Here is a 17,603-nt window from a genome sequence, read left to right as displayed (position 1 = left end):
GGAACCCGTGTTATAGCACGCCTCCGCATTCACGCTGGGAGCGCAGCCGATGCCGGCAACCGTGGTGGAGCCTTCACCGGCAATGCCGATGGCCCCTTCGTTGGCGCAGAGGTAGAACGAGGCTTCGGAAGCCACGTTGAAGCCGAGGATGCCGCCTGCGATGGACGCATTGCTCACCGGCGCACGGTTCACACACATCACAAACACCGGCGTGCTGCCCATGCCGTAACCCGCAATGCCACCCGTGTAGATGCCACTGCCAGCCGTATTGCCCGCACCGCGCACAGCAACGCTCTCGTTCACCAGGTTCACGAAGGTCGCACCGCTTGCCATGGTGGACGCGAACGCACCTGCGCCGCCCAGCGACGTTTGCCCGCTTGCATCTACGAGGCCCTCGGCCAGCGTAAGGTCACGCATTTCTGCTACGTTCTTCAGCAGACCGTTGGTTGCATGCAGGTGCTTGACGGTGTTGCCGCCGCCGTTCAGGTGCTGCGAACCTGCGGTGTTGTCTGTCCACAGAAGGCCGTCTTCGATGTTTGCAGGTGCACCGTAGGAAGTGGTTGCTACCAGGTTGGCAGCAACGCCCGTATAGGGGGTACCAAACAGGTTAATGTTGGTTGTGATGGTGGCGTACTTGCTACCCATTTTGTAGGCCCACCAGGCAAGTGCTTCCGGCGTGGAAAGCTCGATAGCCTTATCGGTTGCAGAGCCGTCGTTGGTGGTGAGGTCGGGCTTGTAGCCCAAAGGCTCGCCCGCTGTGGCGCCGGGCACGCGCTGGTCGATCTTCTCGTCGGCCATGATGAACGCGTCAACCCAGCCGCCCACCTGAGACCAGTCGGTCGCCTTCTGCAGGGAGGCTGCCGCGTTGCCGGAGGCGTCGGTGCCGTCGAGCGCGACGAGCACCGGGTAGCCGTTGTTCTCGAGCGTGCCCGCTGCTTCGTCGCCCGTGGCCTGGCGCCACGTGGTCATGTTCGCGAGGTCGGTCACCGAGGCGTAGTCGAACGCGCCGCTGTCGTTGGGCGTGGCGGACACGCGGTTCAGCTGGTAGGCAGCGCCCCAGCTCTTGAGTTCCGCAGCCGTAACGCCTTGCGCCTGGTCGGCAGTGGCGCCGTCTTGCTTGGAGACATCTTTGTCGTAGAGGCAGTTATGGAGATAGGCGCCGTAGGGAACGCCTGCAATGGCGTACACGCTGTCTGTTGTTGACGTTATGCGGCCAACGTTGTAGCAGTTCGTTACCGGGCCGGTGGTGTACGCGACGATGCCGGCGGCAGATCGGTAGTCCCACGTGGTTTCGACGGCGCCAGCGTTGTAGCAGTTCGCGAACTCTTCGCTGACCTGGCCGGTCCTGCCGCAGATACCGCCGGTGTTGCCGCTTTTGCCTTTGATGTTGCCCGTGTTGGCGCAGCCGAGAAAGAGACTGCTGGTGTTATTGCCTGCGATGCCGCCGAGGTCGAAGGATCCTTCGACCTCAGCCGCGTTCGAGCAGTTGATGAGGTCGGTATCCTTCGCGTGCCCGACGATGGCGCCCACGGTGCCGTTGCCGCACACATAGCCCTCGGCGCCGATGGACGTGTTCTGTATGAAGGCGCCGTCTGCAGCTTCGGCCTCCGTGGTGCCGAACAGACCCTGGTTGTCCCCCGAGACATTGATGTACAGGTGGTTGATCGTGTGACCCTGACCGTCAAAGTGCGGGGCCTTCTGATCCATGGGCACCCAGTCGAGTACGTTTGCGTACTTGTCGGCCGAGGTGGCACCGGCGTCGTTCACCTTGCCGCCGTAGGCCGCGCCCAACAGATCGATGTCGGCACCCAACTGCACGTAGGCATAGTCGTAGGTGAGACCCGGGGTGGAGCCGTCGGAGTTAGTAATGTTCGTGGTGCTGTGCTGATTCACCTGGTAGGCGTACCATGCGAGCGCCTCGGGGGTGGAAACCACGTAGGGGCTCGCTTCGGAACCCGCACCCGAAAGCGCCTTGAGGCCGGTTGAGCCCGGCACGTCCGTGGCGCGCAGATCGGCTTCGACCTGTTCGGCACCCACAGCCGCCCAGTTGTCGCGGAGGCGGCTGGCGATGTAGGGATAACCCTTGTTCGTACCGTCGGTGCGTACCCACTTGTAGTCTTTGAGATTGATGTCCCCTGCCACGGTGTCGCTGATGGAAAGCGGCCCGTCAAGGGTCGAGGCGAACCCGGCCGTCTTCATATCGGCGGCCGACTTGCCCTCCGCCGTGCCGGTGCCCGCACCGGCAGCGAGACTGGAATTGTAGTAGGTGGACTCACCGGTGAAGGTAGATGCTATCTGGTAGGCGGTTCCGCCGCTGCCGGCAGCCGAAACGGCACCGGAGTTGTAACTGTCTTTGACGACAGCGGAGGCCTGGAAGGAGAACAGCCCGGCAGCGCTTACGTCCGCGCTCACAGAACCAGTGTTGTAGCATGCTTCCGCAGTTGCATTATTGGCATAGCCGATGCCGTTGGCCATGGTGGGGTTCAGGCCGGGTGCGGCACTGATGGAACCGTCGTTCGCGCAGAGGTAGAACGTGGCCGAATCGCTCGGGTTTATGCCCACGATGCCGCCTACGATAGACGCCGCGCTCACCGGTGCCCGGTTCGCGCATCCCACGAACACGGATGTGCGTCCGTTCAAGCCCACGATGCCGCTGGCCACGCTGCCCGCATCGCCCGAACCGCGCACGGCGACACTCTGGTTCACGAGGTTCCAGAATTCCACGCTGCCCGCTGTTGCGCTGGTCGAAGCGAACGCTCCCGCATACGCCGAAGCTTGTCCGGAGGCATCCACAAGGCCCTCGGCCAGTATGAGGTCGCGCATCTCCTGCGCACCCTCCAGCAGACCGTTGGTCGCATGCATATGCTTAACGGTGTTGCCACCACCGTTCAAGCTCGCCCCTGTATTGGCGGTGCCTGTCCACAAAAGGCCGTCTTCGATGTTGCTGGGCGCACCCCAGTCGGTGCTCACCACGAGGTTGGCGTCGACGCCCGTGTAGGGAGTACCGAACAGGTCGATATCCGCCGTGATGATGGCGCTCCAGCCGCTCGATTTATACACCCACCAGGCAAGCGCCTCGGGCGTGGAAAGCTCGATGGCCTTAGCGTCTGTGGAACCGTCGTTCACGGAGGTGTCGGGCTTGTAGTTCAAGAGCTCGCCCGGCGTGGCGCCGGGCACCCGCTGGTCGATCTTCTCGTCGGTCATGATGAACGCGTCAACCCAGCCGCCCACGTCGGACCAGTCGGCGGCGGCTTGCAGGGAGGCTGCCGCATTGCCGTCGGCGTCGGTTGCGTCGAGCGCGACGAGCACCGGGTAGCCCTTGTTCTCGAGCGTCGCATCGACACCCGTGGCCTGGCGCCACGTGGTCATGTCGGCCGCGTTCTCCACGGAGGCGTAGTCGAGTCCGCTGCCGGCATTGGGCGTAGACGACATGCGGTTCAGCTGGTAGGCCGCGCCCCAGCTCTTGAGATCGGCGCTGGAGACACCGTCAATCTTGCCGGGAGTTTCTGAGTACTCGCCGACTCCGATGACGGCGGGTTTGCCCGCCGGTGTGGAAGCATCCTTGTCGTAGAGACAGTTGGAGAACATGTAGCCCGAAGAAGCCGTAATGGCGCCTGCCGTAACAGCACTTACCGGCCCTGCGTTGTAGCAACTCGTGGTGTAGTTGGACGCGGCTTCGGAGGTTCCCATGATGCCGCCGGCCTTGCCGTTCGCCGCAGTGGCCGTAACGGCTCCGACGTTGGAGCAATCCGCGAGGGAGGGGTTTCCGTTGCCGACGATGCCGCCGACGTTGGTTGAGCCAACAACCACGCCCACGTTGGAGCAGCCGCTGGTATAGCCGCGGGTTCCGCCGTTGGAACCCTCTATGCCGCCAACACAGCTCGCGCCCTCGACTTCAGCCGCATTCGAGCAGTTGACAATGCTGACACTGTTTGCCCCTCCGATGAAGGCGCCAACGTAATTGTTGCCGCGCACGTAGCTGTTTGCGCCGATGAAGGTGTTTGCTATGCGAGAGTCGATCTTCTCGTAGGAAGCATCTCCACGACCGAACAGGCCCTGGTAGTCCGCCGTGTCATCGGCTGCCGTGGCGTTGATGTAGAGATGGTCGATCGTATGACCCAAGCCATCGAGGTTGGGGGTGTGCTGCTGGATGGGCACCCATTCGAGCACGTTCGCGTACTTTTCGGCAGCGGCGCCTTTGCTGAGATCTTCCGATCCACCGTAGGCCGCGCCTAACAGATCGATGTCGGCACCCAGTTGCACATAGCTGTAGGTGTAGGTGAGATCGTACGTCGTACCGTGACTGTCAAACGTGGGCGAAACCTCGAACATCGGATCGTTCACGCCGACGCCCGGCGTGTTGACGACGACTTTTGTTCCGTTTGTGTTCACCTGGTAGGCGTACCAGGCCAGCGCCTCGGGGCTGGAAATGACGTAGGGCTTCTCCTGCGTGCCGGAGCCCGAAAGCGCCTTAAGGCCGCTTGAGCCCGCAACGTCCGTGGAGCGCAGCGTGGACTCCACCTGCAGGGCACCCACGGCGGACCAGTTGAGGTTCTCGCGGTTGGCCATGAGGAAGGGATAGCCCGAGTTCGTGCCATCGATGCGCATCCACTTGTAATCATTGAGGTTGATGCCCGCTGCCGCGGTGGTGCTCGCAGCCAGTGGCGTGTCGAGGGTGCTCGCAAATTCGGACGTCTTCATCGCGTCAGCGGCCATAGGCGTTGCCGCGCCGGTACCTGATCCCGCGGTGACGTCCGAGTTGTAGAACACGTCCGTACCGGTGAAGGAGGGCGCTATCTGGCAGACGGCCCCACCGCTATTGGTGGCCGTAACGGCACCAGCGTTATAGCTGTCTTTGACGGTGACAGACTCGCCCATACCGGAGTTGATGTAGAACAGCCCGCCGGCGTCTCCCTTTCCCGTTACAGAACCGGTGTTGTAGCATGCCTCCGCAACCACTTTACCACCAGCGCTCATGCCACCGGCATGGTAGGCACCCGAACCGTCGATAGTACCCTCGTTCGAGCAGAGATAGAACGATACTGCACCGCTCCCAGAAGAGCCCACGATGCCGCCGATATAGTTCTGTGCGTTGCTTACCGGTGCCCGGTTCACGCATCCTACAAACACACTTCCACTGCTGGTGCCGCCCACGATGCCGCCGGCACGGTCTCCCGAGCCACCCGAGCCGCGCACGGCCACGCTTTCGTTCACGAGATTTACGAAGATCGTGTTATTCACGCCGCTCGAAGCGAACGAGCCAACTACGCCCCCGAATCCGCCGGTTGCATCCACAAGTCCCTCGGCCATCGTGAGGTCGCGCATCTCCAGCACGTTATACAAGAGGCCGTCATAGGCATGCATATGCGTGATGGTGTTGCCGCCGCCGTCGAGGTGCTGATTCGTCGTCGAGGGAGTCGTCCACAAAAGACCCTTATCGATGTTTGCGGGTGCGCCCCAGTCGGTGGTTGTCGCCAGATCGGCGGCAACACCCATGTAGGGGGTACCGAACAGGTCGATATCCGCCGCGATGGTGGCGTACTTGCCAGTCGATTTGTATGCCCACCAGGCAAGTGCCTCAGGCGTGGAAAGCTCGATGGCCTTATCGGTTGCGGAGCCGTCGTTCGCGGAGGTGTCGGGCTTGTAGTTCAGGTCCGCACCCGCCGTGGCGCCGGGCACCCGCTGGTCGACCTTTTCGCCAGTGGCGACGAACGTATTCACCCACGCGCCCACCTTGGACCAGTTGGTCGCCTTCTGCAGGTGGTCGGCCACGTTGCCGTCGGCGTCGGTGCCGTCGAGCGCGACGAGCACCGGATAGCCATTGTTCTCGAGCGTGGAGCCTGAACCCGTGGCCTGGCGCCACGCGGTCATGTCGGCCACGTTGTCCGCGGAGGCGTAGCTGATAGAACCGTTGTCGTTGAGCGTTGCCGCAACCCGGTTCAGCTGGTAGGCCGCGCCCCAGCTCTTGAGGTCGGCAGTGGTGACACCGTCCACCTTGCCGGGGGTGTCTGCGCCGCTTCCCACTCCAATGATGGCGGGTTTGCCCGCCGGCGTGGAAGTTTCCTTGTCATAGAGGCAGTTAGAGCACCCTTCGGCCGAGCCGCTCGTAATGGCGCCTGCCGCCGTGGTGGCACTGACGCTTCCCACGTTGTAGCAGTTCGTGATCTTACCGGGATAATACCCTCGATCAGAAACGATGCCGCCAGCCTGTCCGTTCGTTGCGGTGATGCTGCCCGCGTTGAAGCAGTTGGTGAACGTGCCGTAGTTGCTGGTGCCCGCCAAGCCACCAACAAGCTTCTCGCCCGAAACCTCGGCCGCGCTCGAGCAGTTGATGAAATTGATACTCTCCGCAAATCCGGCGAAAGCGCCCACGTAGTCGTAACCGTGCACGTAGCTCTCTGCGCCGATTGACGTGTTCTTTATGGAAGAAGGAATGTCGTCTGAGGCTTCCGTAAAGCTGAACAAGCCCTGGTTCCTCGCCGTAACGTCACCTGCGGTAGCATTGATATAGAGGTGGTCGATCGTATGACCCCGACCGTCGAAGTTGGGGACTCTCTGGTTCATGGGCTTCCAGTCGAGCACGTTCGCATACTTCTCGGCCGACGTTTTGCCGGGAGTCTCGTCCACGCTGCCGCCGTAGGTTGTACCCAGCAGGTCAATGTCGGCACCCAGCTGCACGTACGCGTACCCATAGGGAAGGAAGGCTTCCGTGTTGTAATTGTTTATGTAGGTGGGAGAGGCTTCGAATGTCGGGTCGTTCACACCGACGCCGGGCGTATTTGCTACGCGGTTGCCATTCCTAGAGTTCACCTTGTTGGCGAACCAGGCCAGCGCCTCGGGGGTGGACACGACGTACGGGTTCGCCTGAGAACCCGCGCCCGAAAGCGCGTAGCCGTTGTCAGAACCGGTCACAACTTGGGCGCGCAGGGTTGCCTCATCCTGCATAACACCCACGCCAACCCAGGATTCAATGTCGCCGGCGTGCACGTCGAAATCGCCGTAGTTAGCGTCGGAGACATCGGAGGGAACGGTGTAGGGGCTGGTTATCGCTGCCCCGAAGGCGGATCCCAAGTGATAGCTGGAGTAGCCTGCGGGCAGTTCCAGCTTTGAGCCCACGTTCGCGTAAGCGCACGTGTTGCCCAACGTTGGTGTGTTGGACATGAACGTTGCACGCACCAATTTTGGCGCGGTTATCGACGCACCCAACAGCGGGTTCTTGTCGCTCGTTGATTGCGGCTTGCCATCCGGAATACGGTTGATAGCCTGGTGCCACGCATTGCGGTCGGCGGAGTTGTTGGCCTCATCCACCACACCGGTGGTCGCATTGGCGTGGTTGAGCCTCCACGTTACCTCGCCCGAGGCGAACTCGGCGGCGGTCTTGCCAATAAGGCCCGGCGCAGTGTCTGCCGGAGCAACAGCGGGGTTGTAGTAGATATTGGCACTCAAAGGCGTGGTTGCGTCAGCGTAGGTGCTTATGCCGAATGCTGCGTGGGCGTTTCCACCCTCGTCGGCAACCGAACCTATGTTGTAGCAGTTGACGAAGACGGGCTGTCCGCTTGCCGAACTTGCTACGACCGCATCGATGGAGCCCGCCAAGCCGCCAGCACCATTGCCGGCATGCACACTGCCGGTGCTGTAACAGTCGGAAACGCGCATCTTCGCTGCCGCGCACTGCCCCACCAGACCACCAGCGCTCGCACCGGTCGCGTTGACCGCGCCGGTGTTGCTGCAGCCAGTCAGGTAGAGAGCCGTGCTTTCCGTGGTGCCCACCAGGCCACCGGCATTCGCGCCGCTGGCGCTGACGTCGGCTGCGTTGGAGCAGCCATTCAGCGTGAGCACTCCGCCCGGCACGGCAGAACCTACGAGGGCACCCACGTTGTCGAATGCCGCCGCAGAGGAATCGTTGGAGCCAACGAAACCACTGGTGATGGCCACATCTTTAAGCGTAGCTTTACCCACGTAGCCAAACAGGCCAGAATTGTTCAGTACGCCATCGACGCGCTTGGTCTGGACGTACAGATGATCAATCGTGGCTCCCGTGCCAGCGAACCTCCCAATGAAGGGATGGTCACTGCTCGCTCCGATAGATGTCCACGCAAGGGCGCTTTGGTGCTTCGCCTGCTGGGTATCGGCCGTTGCGAGCGAGCCACCGTAGGGGGCGCCCGTCAGGTTGATGTTTGCGGTCAGCTTCACGAACGCCTCGGCGTACGTGGTGGCAGCGGCACCGGTGATGGCATCGGTGGGCGTCGTGTTTGCCTTGTAGGCATACCACGCGAAGGCCTCTGGGGTAGCCAGCTGGATGGACAGGTCGGCATCGGAACCGTTATTGGTTGAGAGGTTGGGCTTGTAGTTGAGAGGCGTGGCCGCTGTCGAATCGGCACCGGGCACGCGCAGGGTGTTGGTCTCGTCGGCGGTGAGGAACGTGTCCACCCACGCGCCTACCTGCGACCAGTCGGCGGCCTTCTGCATGTGGTCGGCCACAGCGTCGTTCGCGTCGATCGAGTCGATCCCGGTGAGCACCGGGTAGCCGTTGTTCTCGAGCGTGGCACCCTCGCCCGTGGCCTGGCGCCAGGTAGTCATGTTCGCGAAGTCGGTTACCGCGGCGTATTCCAGCGAGTTGTACGAGTTGATTGAAGCCGCAACCCGGTTCATCTGGTAAGCGCCGCCCCAGCTCTTGAGAGCCTCGGCCGTAACGCCCTCCACCTTGCCGTGGGCGTCATTTTTGTCGTAGATTCCGGCGGTAGCCGGTTTGGAAGCCTCGGTGACGTAGAGACAGTTGTAGCAGGGAGTGCCAGAGGAAGGGGGATAAACCACGATAGCAGCCGCTTTGTCGCCGGCGACGGGACCCGCGTTGTAGCAGTTCACGATTTTCTCGAACGTTCCTGCAGCGACGCCTCCGGCATACCCGGCAGTTGCGGTAACGGCGCCAGTGTTGAAGCAGTTCACCATATTGAAATACCCATAGCTAGCGATGCCACCGACGCAGGTTGTACCCGTGACGGCGCCCGTGTTGGAGCACCCGAGAATCTTGCCGTTCGCCCAGCCGCCCACAATGCCGCTGACGTACTGACCTTCGCCCACGACCTCGGCCGCATTCGAGCAGTTGGTGAAAGCGGCTTTGTCCGTGATTCCGGCGAGGGCACCAACGTTTTCTTTGCCGTGCACGTAGCTCTTGCTGCCGATGGACACGTTCTGTATGTACAAGCCGCTATCCATACCCTGCGCTTGGCCGAACAGACCCTGGTTGTCCTTGTCGGGAGCATTGATGTACAGGTGGTCGATCGTGTGGCCCAAACCGTCGAAGTGAGGATCGCGCTGCTCTATGGGCACCCATTCAAGCACGTTGGCGTATCGCTCGGCGGCGGTGGAAAGGGTCTCGTCGGCCGAGCCACCATAGGCCGCACCCAGAAGATCGATGTCGGCACCCAACTGCACGTAAGCCTTGCCATAGGTGAGACCCGGGGTGGTGCCGTCGGAGTTGGTAATGCTCGAGTTGCCGTACTTGTTCACTTTGTTGGCAAACCACGCGAGAGCCTCAGGCGTGGAAACAACGTAGGGGCTCGCCTGAGAACCCTCGCCCGAAAGCGCCTTGAGGCCGGTTGCACCCGGCACGTCTGTGGTGCGCAGCGTAGCTTCGTCCTGCTTGGCACCAACAATCGCCCAATCGGAGTGGTTGCGACTGGCAAGGAAGGGGAACCCGCCGTTCGTGCCGTCGGCACGCACCCACTTGTAGTCTTTGAGGTTGACGCCCGCTGCCGCGGTGGCACTGGTGGCCAGCGGCGTGTCGAGCGTTCTCATGAACGCGTCAACCTTCATGTCGACAGCGGCCATGGGTGTTGCTGTACCGGTGCCCGACCCTGCGGTGAGGCCGGAGTTGTAGAACACGTCCGTGCCGGTGAAGGTGGGCGATATCTGGCAAGCGGTGGGAGCCGTAACGGCACCGGTGTTGTAGCTGTTTTTGACAACGGTGCCGGAGCTGCCGGGGAAGAACAATCCCGCAGCGTTGCTTCCTGCGGTCGCGGAACCCGTGTTATAGCACGCCTCCGCATTCACGCTGGGAGCGCAGCCGATGCCGGCAACCGTGGTGGAGCCTTCACCGGCAATGCCGATGGCCCCTTCGTTGGCGCAGAGGTAGAACGAGGCTTCGGAAGCCACGTTGAAGCCGAGGATGCCGCCTGCGATGGACGCATTGCTCACCGGCGCACGGTTCACACACATCACAAACACCGGCGTGCTGCCCATGCCGTAACCCGCAATGCCACCCGTGTAGATGCCACTGCCAGCCGTATTGCCCGCACCGCGCACAGCAACGCTCTCGTTCACCAGGTTCACGAAGGTCGCACCGCTTGCCATGGTGGACGCGAACGCACCTGCGCCGCCCAGCGACGTTTGCCCGCTTGCATCTACGAGGCCCTCGGCCAGCGTAAGGTCACGCATTTCTGCTACGTTCTTCAGCAGACCGTTGGTTGCATGCAGGTGCTTGACGGTGTTGCCGCCGCCGTTCAGGTGCTGCGAACCTGCGGTGTTGTCTGTCCACAGAAGGCCGTCTTCGATGTTTGCAGGTGCACCGTAGGAAGTGGTTGCTACCAGGTTGGCAGCAACGCCCGTATAGGGGGTACCAAACAGGTTAATGTTGGTTGTGATGGTGGCGTACTTGCTACCCATTTTGTAGGCCCACCAGGCAAGTGCTTCCGGCGTGGAAAGCTCGATAGCCTTATCGGTTGCAGAGCCGTCGTTGGTGGTGAGGTCGGGCTTGTAGCCCAAAGGCTCGCCCGCTGTGGCGCCGGGCACGCGCTGGTCGATCTTCTCGTCGGCCATGATGAACGCGTCAACCCAGCCGCCCACCTGAGACCAGTCGGTCGCCTTCTGCAGGGAGGCTGCCGCGTTGCCGGAGGCGTCGGTGCCGTCGAGCGCGACGAGCACCGGGTAGCCGTTGTTCTCGAGCGTGCCCGCTGCTTCGTCGCCCGTGGCCTGGCGCCACGTGGTCATGTTCGCGAGGTCGGTCACCGAGGCGTAGTCGAACGCGCCGCTGTCGTTGGGCGTGGCGGACACGCGGTTCAGCTGGTAGGCAGCGCCCCAGCTCTTGAGTTCCGCAGCCGTAACGCCTTGCGCCTGGTCGGCAGTGGCGCCGTCTTGCTTGGAGACATCTTTGTCGTAGAGGCAGTTATGGAGATAGGCGCCGTAGGGAACGCCTGCAATGGCGTACACGCTGTCTGTTGTTGACGTTATGCGGCCAACGTTGTAGCAGTTCGTTACCGGGCCGGTGGTGTACGCGACGATGCCGGCGGCAGATCGGTAGTCCCACGTGGTTTCGACGGCGCCAGCGTTGTAGCAGTTCGCGAACTCTTCGCTGACCTGGCCGGTCCTGCCGCAGATACCGCCGGTGTTGCCGCTTTTGCCTTTGATGTTGCCCGTGTTGGCGCAGCCGAGAAAGAGACTGCTGGTGTTATTGCCTGCGATGCCGCCGAGGTCGAAGGATCCTTCGACCTCAGCCGCGTTCGAGCAGTTGATGAGGTCGGTATCCTTCGCGTGCCCGACGATGGCGCCCACGGTGCCGTTGCCGCACACATAGCCCTCGGCGCCGATGGACGTGTTCTGTATGAAGGCGCCGTCTGCAGCTTCGGCCTCCGTGGTGCCGAACAGACCCTGGTTGTCCCCCGAGACATTGATGTACAGGTGGTTGATCGTGTGACCCTGACCGTCAAAGTGCGGGGCCTTCTGATCCATGGGCACCCAGTCGAGTACGTTTGCGTACTTGTCGGCCGAGGTGGCACCGGCGTCGTTCACCTTGCCGCCGTAGGCCGCGCCCAACAGATCGATGTCGGCACCCAACTGCACGTAGGCATAGTCGTAGGTGAGACCCGGGGTGGAGCCGTCGGAGTTAGTAATGTTCGTGGTGCTGTGCTGATTCACCTGGTAGGCGTACCATGCGAGCGCCTCGGGGGTGGAAACCACGTAGGGGCTCGCTTCGGAACCCGCACCCGAAAGCGCCTTGAGGCCGGTTGCGCCCGGCACATCGGTGGCTCGCAACGCAGCTTCATCCTGTTCGGCACCCACAGCCGCCCAGTTGTCGCGTGCGCGGCTGGCAAGGTAGGGATAACCCTTGTTCGTGCCGTCGGCGCGCACCCAACCAAAGTCGCTCAGGTTGATGCCAGCCGCCGTGGTGGCACTGGCGGCCAGCGGCGTGTCAAGGGTGGAGACGAACCCGGTCGTCTTCATGTCGTCGGCCGACTTACCCTCCGCCGTGCCGGTGCCCGCACTAGCAGCGAGGCTGGAATTGTAGTAGGTGTCGGTACCGGTGAAGGTTTTCGCTATCTGGAAAGCGGTGGGAGCCGTCACGGCACCAGCGTTGTAGCTGGCCGCAACCACAGCGGCGTTGCTGCCACTGACACCGAACAGACCCGTGGCACTCGCACTTGAGACCACGGAGCCGGTGTTGTAGCACGCTTCCGCAGTAACTCCTGCATCGCCGTGACCAATACCGCTGGCAGTGGAGGCGTTCGTGCCGTCAACGGTGCCTTCGTTCGCGCAGAGATAGAACGAGGGCGTACCGCTGTAGTTCCTGCCCACAATGCCGCCGGTATAGTACTCCGCGTTGCTCACCGGCGCCTGGTTCACGCATCCTACGAACACGCTGCTGCCTTTGCTCTGACCCACAATGCCAGCGGCGCAGTCGCCCGAACCGCCCGAACCGCGCACGGCAACGCTCTGGTTCACCAGGTTGGTGAAGGTTGCATCCTGCGCACTTTCTGACGAGAACGCACCAACATACGTCCCGAATCCTCCGGTTGCGTCCACCAAACCCTCGACCATCGTAAGGTCATGCACTTCCAGCGCCTGATACAGAAGGCCGCTGAACGCATGCATATGCTTGATGGTATTGCCACGGCCGTCAACGTGCGCCTTGGTCGTGTCGGGAGACTTCCACAGAAGGCCGTCTTCGATATTGCTGGGCGCACCCCAGTCGGTGCTTGTCACCAGGTTGGCGGCAACACCTGTGTAGGGAGTACCGAACAGGTCCATGTCAGTCGTCATGGCAACGTATTTGCCGGTCGCTCTGTTCACGAGCGCCCACCAGGCAAGCGCTTCCGGCGTGGAAAGCTCGATGGCCTTATCGGCCGCGGAGCCATCATTCACCGAGGTGTCGGGCTTGTAGTTCAAGAGCTCGCCCGGCGGGTTGGCGCCGGGACCACTTGCATACTCCAAGGGCTTGCGGCTGTTCTCTCGCTCGCCGACGGTGATGAACGCATCCACCCACTCGCCCACTGCCCTCCAGTCGGCAGCGGCTTGCATGGTCTCTCCCGGAGCGCAGGGCACCGGGTAGCCGTTGTTCTCCAGCGTGCCCGCGGCTTCGTCGCCTGTGGCCTGACGCCACGCGGTCATGTTCGCCACGTTGTTCTCATTGGCGTATTTCACGTGGTAGAAATTATCCTCGAGCACACAAGAGACACGGTTCAGCTGGTAGGCAGCGCCCCAGCTCTTTAGCTCATCGGTTGTGAGACCCTCGACCTGACAGGGAACGTCACCGCCGCTACCAAGCCCGGTAACAGTGGCTGCGCCTGCCGGTGTGGAAGTTTCTGTATTGTAGAAGCAGTTGTAGATACTGCCATTCGAGGTGCTTGTGATGGCACCCCCTGTGGCGGCGCTGACAGGCCCCACATTGTAGCAGTTCACAAGTTCATGATCCACGCCTGGCGAGCGGCTTGAAATAATACCGCCAGCCTGGCCGTCCACTGCCGTGGCCGAAACGGCTCCTGCATTGAAGCAGTTCGCAATGTTGGAGTTTTCGGAACCGACAATGCCGCCAGCGAAGGTGGTGGAGGTAATCGTGCCCGTATTGGAGCAGCCGATGGTTATACCGCCGCGTAGGCTACCATTGTTGATGCCCGCAATGCCACCGACCTTGCTCTCGCCCTCGACAGTACCCGCGTTGGAGCAGTTGACGATGTAGACATCATCCGCAGATCCAACAAGGGAACCTACGTTGTTGTTGCCGTGTACGTAACTGTTCGCACCGATAGACGTGTTTGTTATGGAACATTTAATTTCGTAGGAGGCATCCAGGTAACCGCCATACAACCCCTGATTGTTCGCCGAGCTGTTGATGTAGAGGTGGTCGATCGTATGGCCTTTACCATCGAGGTTGGGGGTTCTCTGCTGGATGGGCACCCAGTCAAGAACGCCTGCGTACTTTTCGGCAGCGGTGCCTTTGCTGAGATCTTCCGATCCGCCGTAAGGCTCGCCCAGCAGGTCGATGTCGGCACCCAGTTGCACACAACTGTGTTTATAGTCAAGATTTTCCCGCGAACCGAAGCTGCCCCAATACGTGGGACTGATCTCGAACATCGGGTCGTTCACGCCGACGCCCGGCGTGTTGACGACGACCGTTGTTTTCTTAGTGTTCACCTGGTAGGCATACCAGGCCAGCGCCTCGGGGCTGGAAATGACGTAGGGCTTCTCCAGTGTGCCGGAGCCGGAAAGCGCGTAGCCGTTGTCCGACCCGGTCACAACCTGGGCGCGCAGCATGGCCTCGTTCTGCACAGCACCCACGTCCTCCCAGCTGGAGTACTGGCGTGCGGCAGTCAGGTAGGGGTAGTCGCCGTTCGTGCCGGCGGTGCGCTTCCACGAATAGTCGTGCAGGTTGATACCCGCCAGCTGAGCATTGTTGACCGACAGCGTGGAGTCAAGCGCCTCGGCGAAGGCGTCGGCCTTCATGTCGGCGTCGTCTTTGTGCACGGCGCCCGTAGCGTCGGCAAGCGTGGAGTTGTGGTACGTGTTTGTGGCAGTAGCCTTGTTGGCCACAGGGAATGCGTTTGTGGCCGCAACGGCGCCAGCGTTGTAGCTGCCCGTGAGGGGAACGCGGTTGCCAACAAAGCTCAACCCGGCCGCGTTGTTCTTCGCAGCCACCGATCCGGTGTTGAAACACGCCTCCATATTCAGGTAGTTGGCGGAGCCGATGCCGGCAGCAGTGGAGCCGTCTACGCCGGAAACATCAATGGCACCCGTGTTGGAGCTGAGACCGAACGACGAGGCAGTGGCTGAGCTGCCGCTGCTGAAGCCCACGATGCCGCCGGCCCGCTCGGCTGCGCTCACACCCGCCTGGTTCGCGCACAGCACGTATGCGGAATCGTCGCCGCCCAAGCCCACGATGCCGCCAGCATAGCTGCCCGCATCGCCCGAGCCGCACACGGCCACGTTCTTGTTCGTCAGGTTCACGAAGGTGGCGCCCGACGCGCCGGTGGAAGCGAACGCGCCCGCGGCTGCCGCGGACTGCCCAGAGGCGTCCACCAGGCCGTCGGCCAGCGTGAGGTCGCGTAGAGAGAATGCATTAGTCAACAGGCCGTTGGTGGCATTCATGTGCGTGACAGTGTGCTTGCCGCCATCGAGGTTTGTGCCCGTGGTGTCGTTTGTCCACGAAAGCGCATCGCCAATGTTGTTAGCACCAGCGGCAACACCCGTGTACGGGGTGCCGAACAGGTCGATGTCGCCTGCGAGGCTGGCGTAGCCAGTAGAGCTGTACGCCCACCAGGCCAGCTGCTCGGGGTTGGAAAGCTGGATGGCCTTGTCGGCCGCCGAGCCGTCGCTTGTGGCGGACATTTCGGGCTTGTAGCCCAGCAGCGTACCGTCGGCCGGGTCGGCGTAGGGCACGCGAGCGTTGTCCAGCTCGTCGGCGGTGAGGAACGCGTCCACCCAGTGGCCCACCTGGGACCAGGAAGAGGCGGTCTGCATACGATCCCCCGCCGTGCCATCGGCGGCGGCCGAGTCGAGCGCGATAAGCACCGGGTAGCCGTTGTTCTCTAGCGTGCCCGCGGCTTGGTCGCCCGTAGCCTGGCGCCACGTGGTCATGTTCGCAAGGTTGGTTTCGGGAGTATAGTCGCCCGCGTCGGTAACCGCAAGGCGGTTCAGCTGGTACGCCGCGCCCCAACTCTTCATCGCCTCGGTGGAGACGCCCTCCACACGGCCGTGCGCGTCGGCGAACCCGGTGGCACCCGCAACGGGTGCAGTGGCGCCTGCCGGCGTGGAGGCGTCCTTGTCGTAGAAGCAGTTGTAGCAGTAGTTCTCATTCATGTCCGCAACGATGGCGGCCGCTTGGTTGGCTTTGATGGGACCTGCGTTATAGCAGTTCACCACATCGCCCGCCCCGAACGTTTGCATGCCGGCGGCCATGCCGTCTGCATCGGTTGCCGTCACGGCACCCGTATTGAAGTTGTTGCGGAACGAGGTGTCGCCCCGACCCACAATGCCGCTGACGTATGTCTCGCCGGTCACATTGCCCGTGTTGGAGCAGTTCACAACGTCATAGTCGTTGCCGCCTGCAACGCCGCCGACGCTCGTTGTGCCGGTGATAGTGCCCGTGTTGGAGCAGTTGGTGATGTTGTCGCTTGCACTGCCTGCGACACCACCGACGTTATAGTCCTTGCCGGTAATATTACCCGCGTTTGAGCAGTTCGTGATGGTACCGCTGATGATGCCCGCAACACCACCGACGCTTCTACCCTCGCCCGCAACCTCCGCTGCGTTGGAGCAGTTGGACATGGTGCCGCCGCTCAAATGGTACCCAACGAGGGCACCCACGTTGTTGTTGCCGTGCACGTAGCCCTCGGAGCCGATGGACGTGTTGCGTATGGTGCCGCCGTCCGTTTTGCCGATCAGACCCTGGAAGTCCTTCGTTGGGGCGTTGATGTACAGGTGACTTACCGTGTGGCCCTGGCCGTCGAAGTCGGGGGTATTCTGGTTGATGGGCGACCAATCGAGTGCGCCCGCGTACTTGGCCGCAGCGCTGGTTTCAGTGCTGTCGACAGAGCCGCCGTACGTGTCGCCCAGAAGGTCGATGTCGTTGCCAAGCTTCACAGGCACGTCGGAGTAGTGCTTGGTGCTGCCGGCGGATATGGTCTCGCTCGCAGGCGCGATGCTCGCCTTGTAGGCGAACCACGCCAAGCCCTCGGGGGTGGTTATGGTGAACGTGTCGGCCAAAGGCGCGGGCTTGATCTTGGTCACGGTGCCGCTGTCACTGTAGGCCGGCGTCGTCGGGTCGAACGTTTCAACCCACGCGCCCACCTGCGTCCAGTCGGTCGCCTTCTGCATGGTGGTTGTAGGCGTGGTGCCGTCCTGCTCGAAGCCTTCGCCGTCAACCGCAATGAGCACCGGATAGCCGTTGTTCTCCGGGTTGCCCGTGCCATCGTCGGCCTTGGCCATGCGCCATACGTTCATGTTCGCGAGGTCGGCCACGGCGGCGTGGTTGCTGCCGTCCATAGGATCGTAGGTGACGGCAATCCGGCTCAGCTGATAGGCCGCACCCCAGCTCTTAAGGACATCGGCCGAGACGGCTTCCACCTCACCGGAAGCGTCGGGGTCAGAACCGGCGCCGGTAAGGTACGGAGCGGTGCCGCCGGGCGTGGAGGCGACCGGGTCGTAGAAGCAGTTGGTGCAGTAGTTGCTGTCGCCCGAGATAGCGCCCGCATTGGCGGCGCTCACGGATCCTGCATTGTAGCAGTTCCAGGCGCTGCCGGTTAGCATTCCCATAATACCGCCAGCTTCGCCGTTCGTAGCTGTGGCTGTAACAACACCCGTGTTGTAGCAGTTCGCGGTCGTACATTCCGCGT

Annotated in this window: 1 protein-coding gene (only partly in view); it reads right to left on the bottom strand. The window is 62.2% G+C overall.

Every position in this 17,603-nt window falls within one protein-coding gene, locus C2L71_RS12055, for a M26 family metallopeptidase, read on the bottom strand. The gene is 47,619 nt long; 15,537 of those nucleotides lie to the left of the window and 14,479 to its right, leaving coding positions 14,480-32,082 in view — codons 4,827 (partial) to 10,694 (complete); the first complete codon in reading order (the gene reads right to left) occupies window positions 17,599-17,601. Both codon boundaries (start and stop) fall beyond the window edges.

It is taken from the genome of Enteroscipio rubneri (genome assembly GCF_002899715.1).
In the GTDB taxonomy this organism is placed as follows: Bacteria; Actinomycetota; Coriobacteriia; order Coriobacteriales; family Eggerthellaceae; genus Enteroscipio; species Enteroscipio rubneri.
This window is presented reverse-complemented; position numbering and strand designations above follow the sequence as displayed.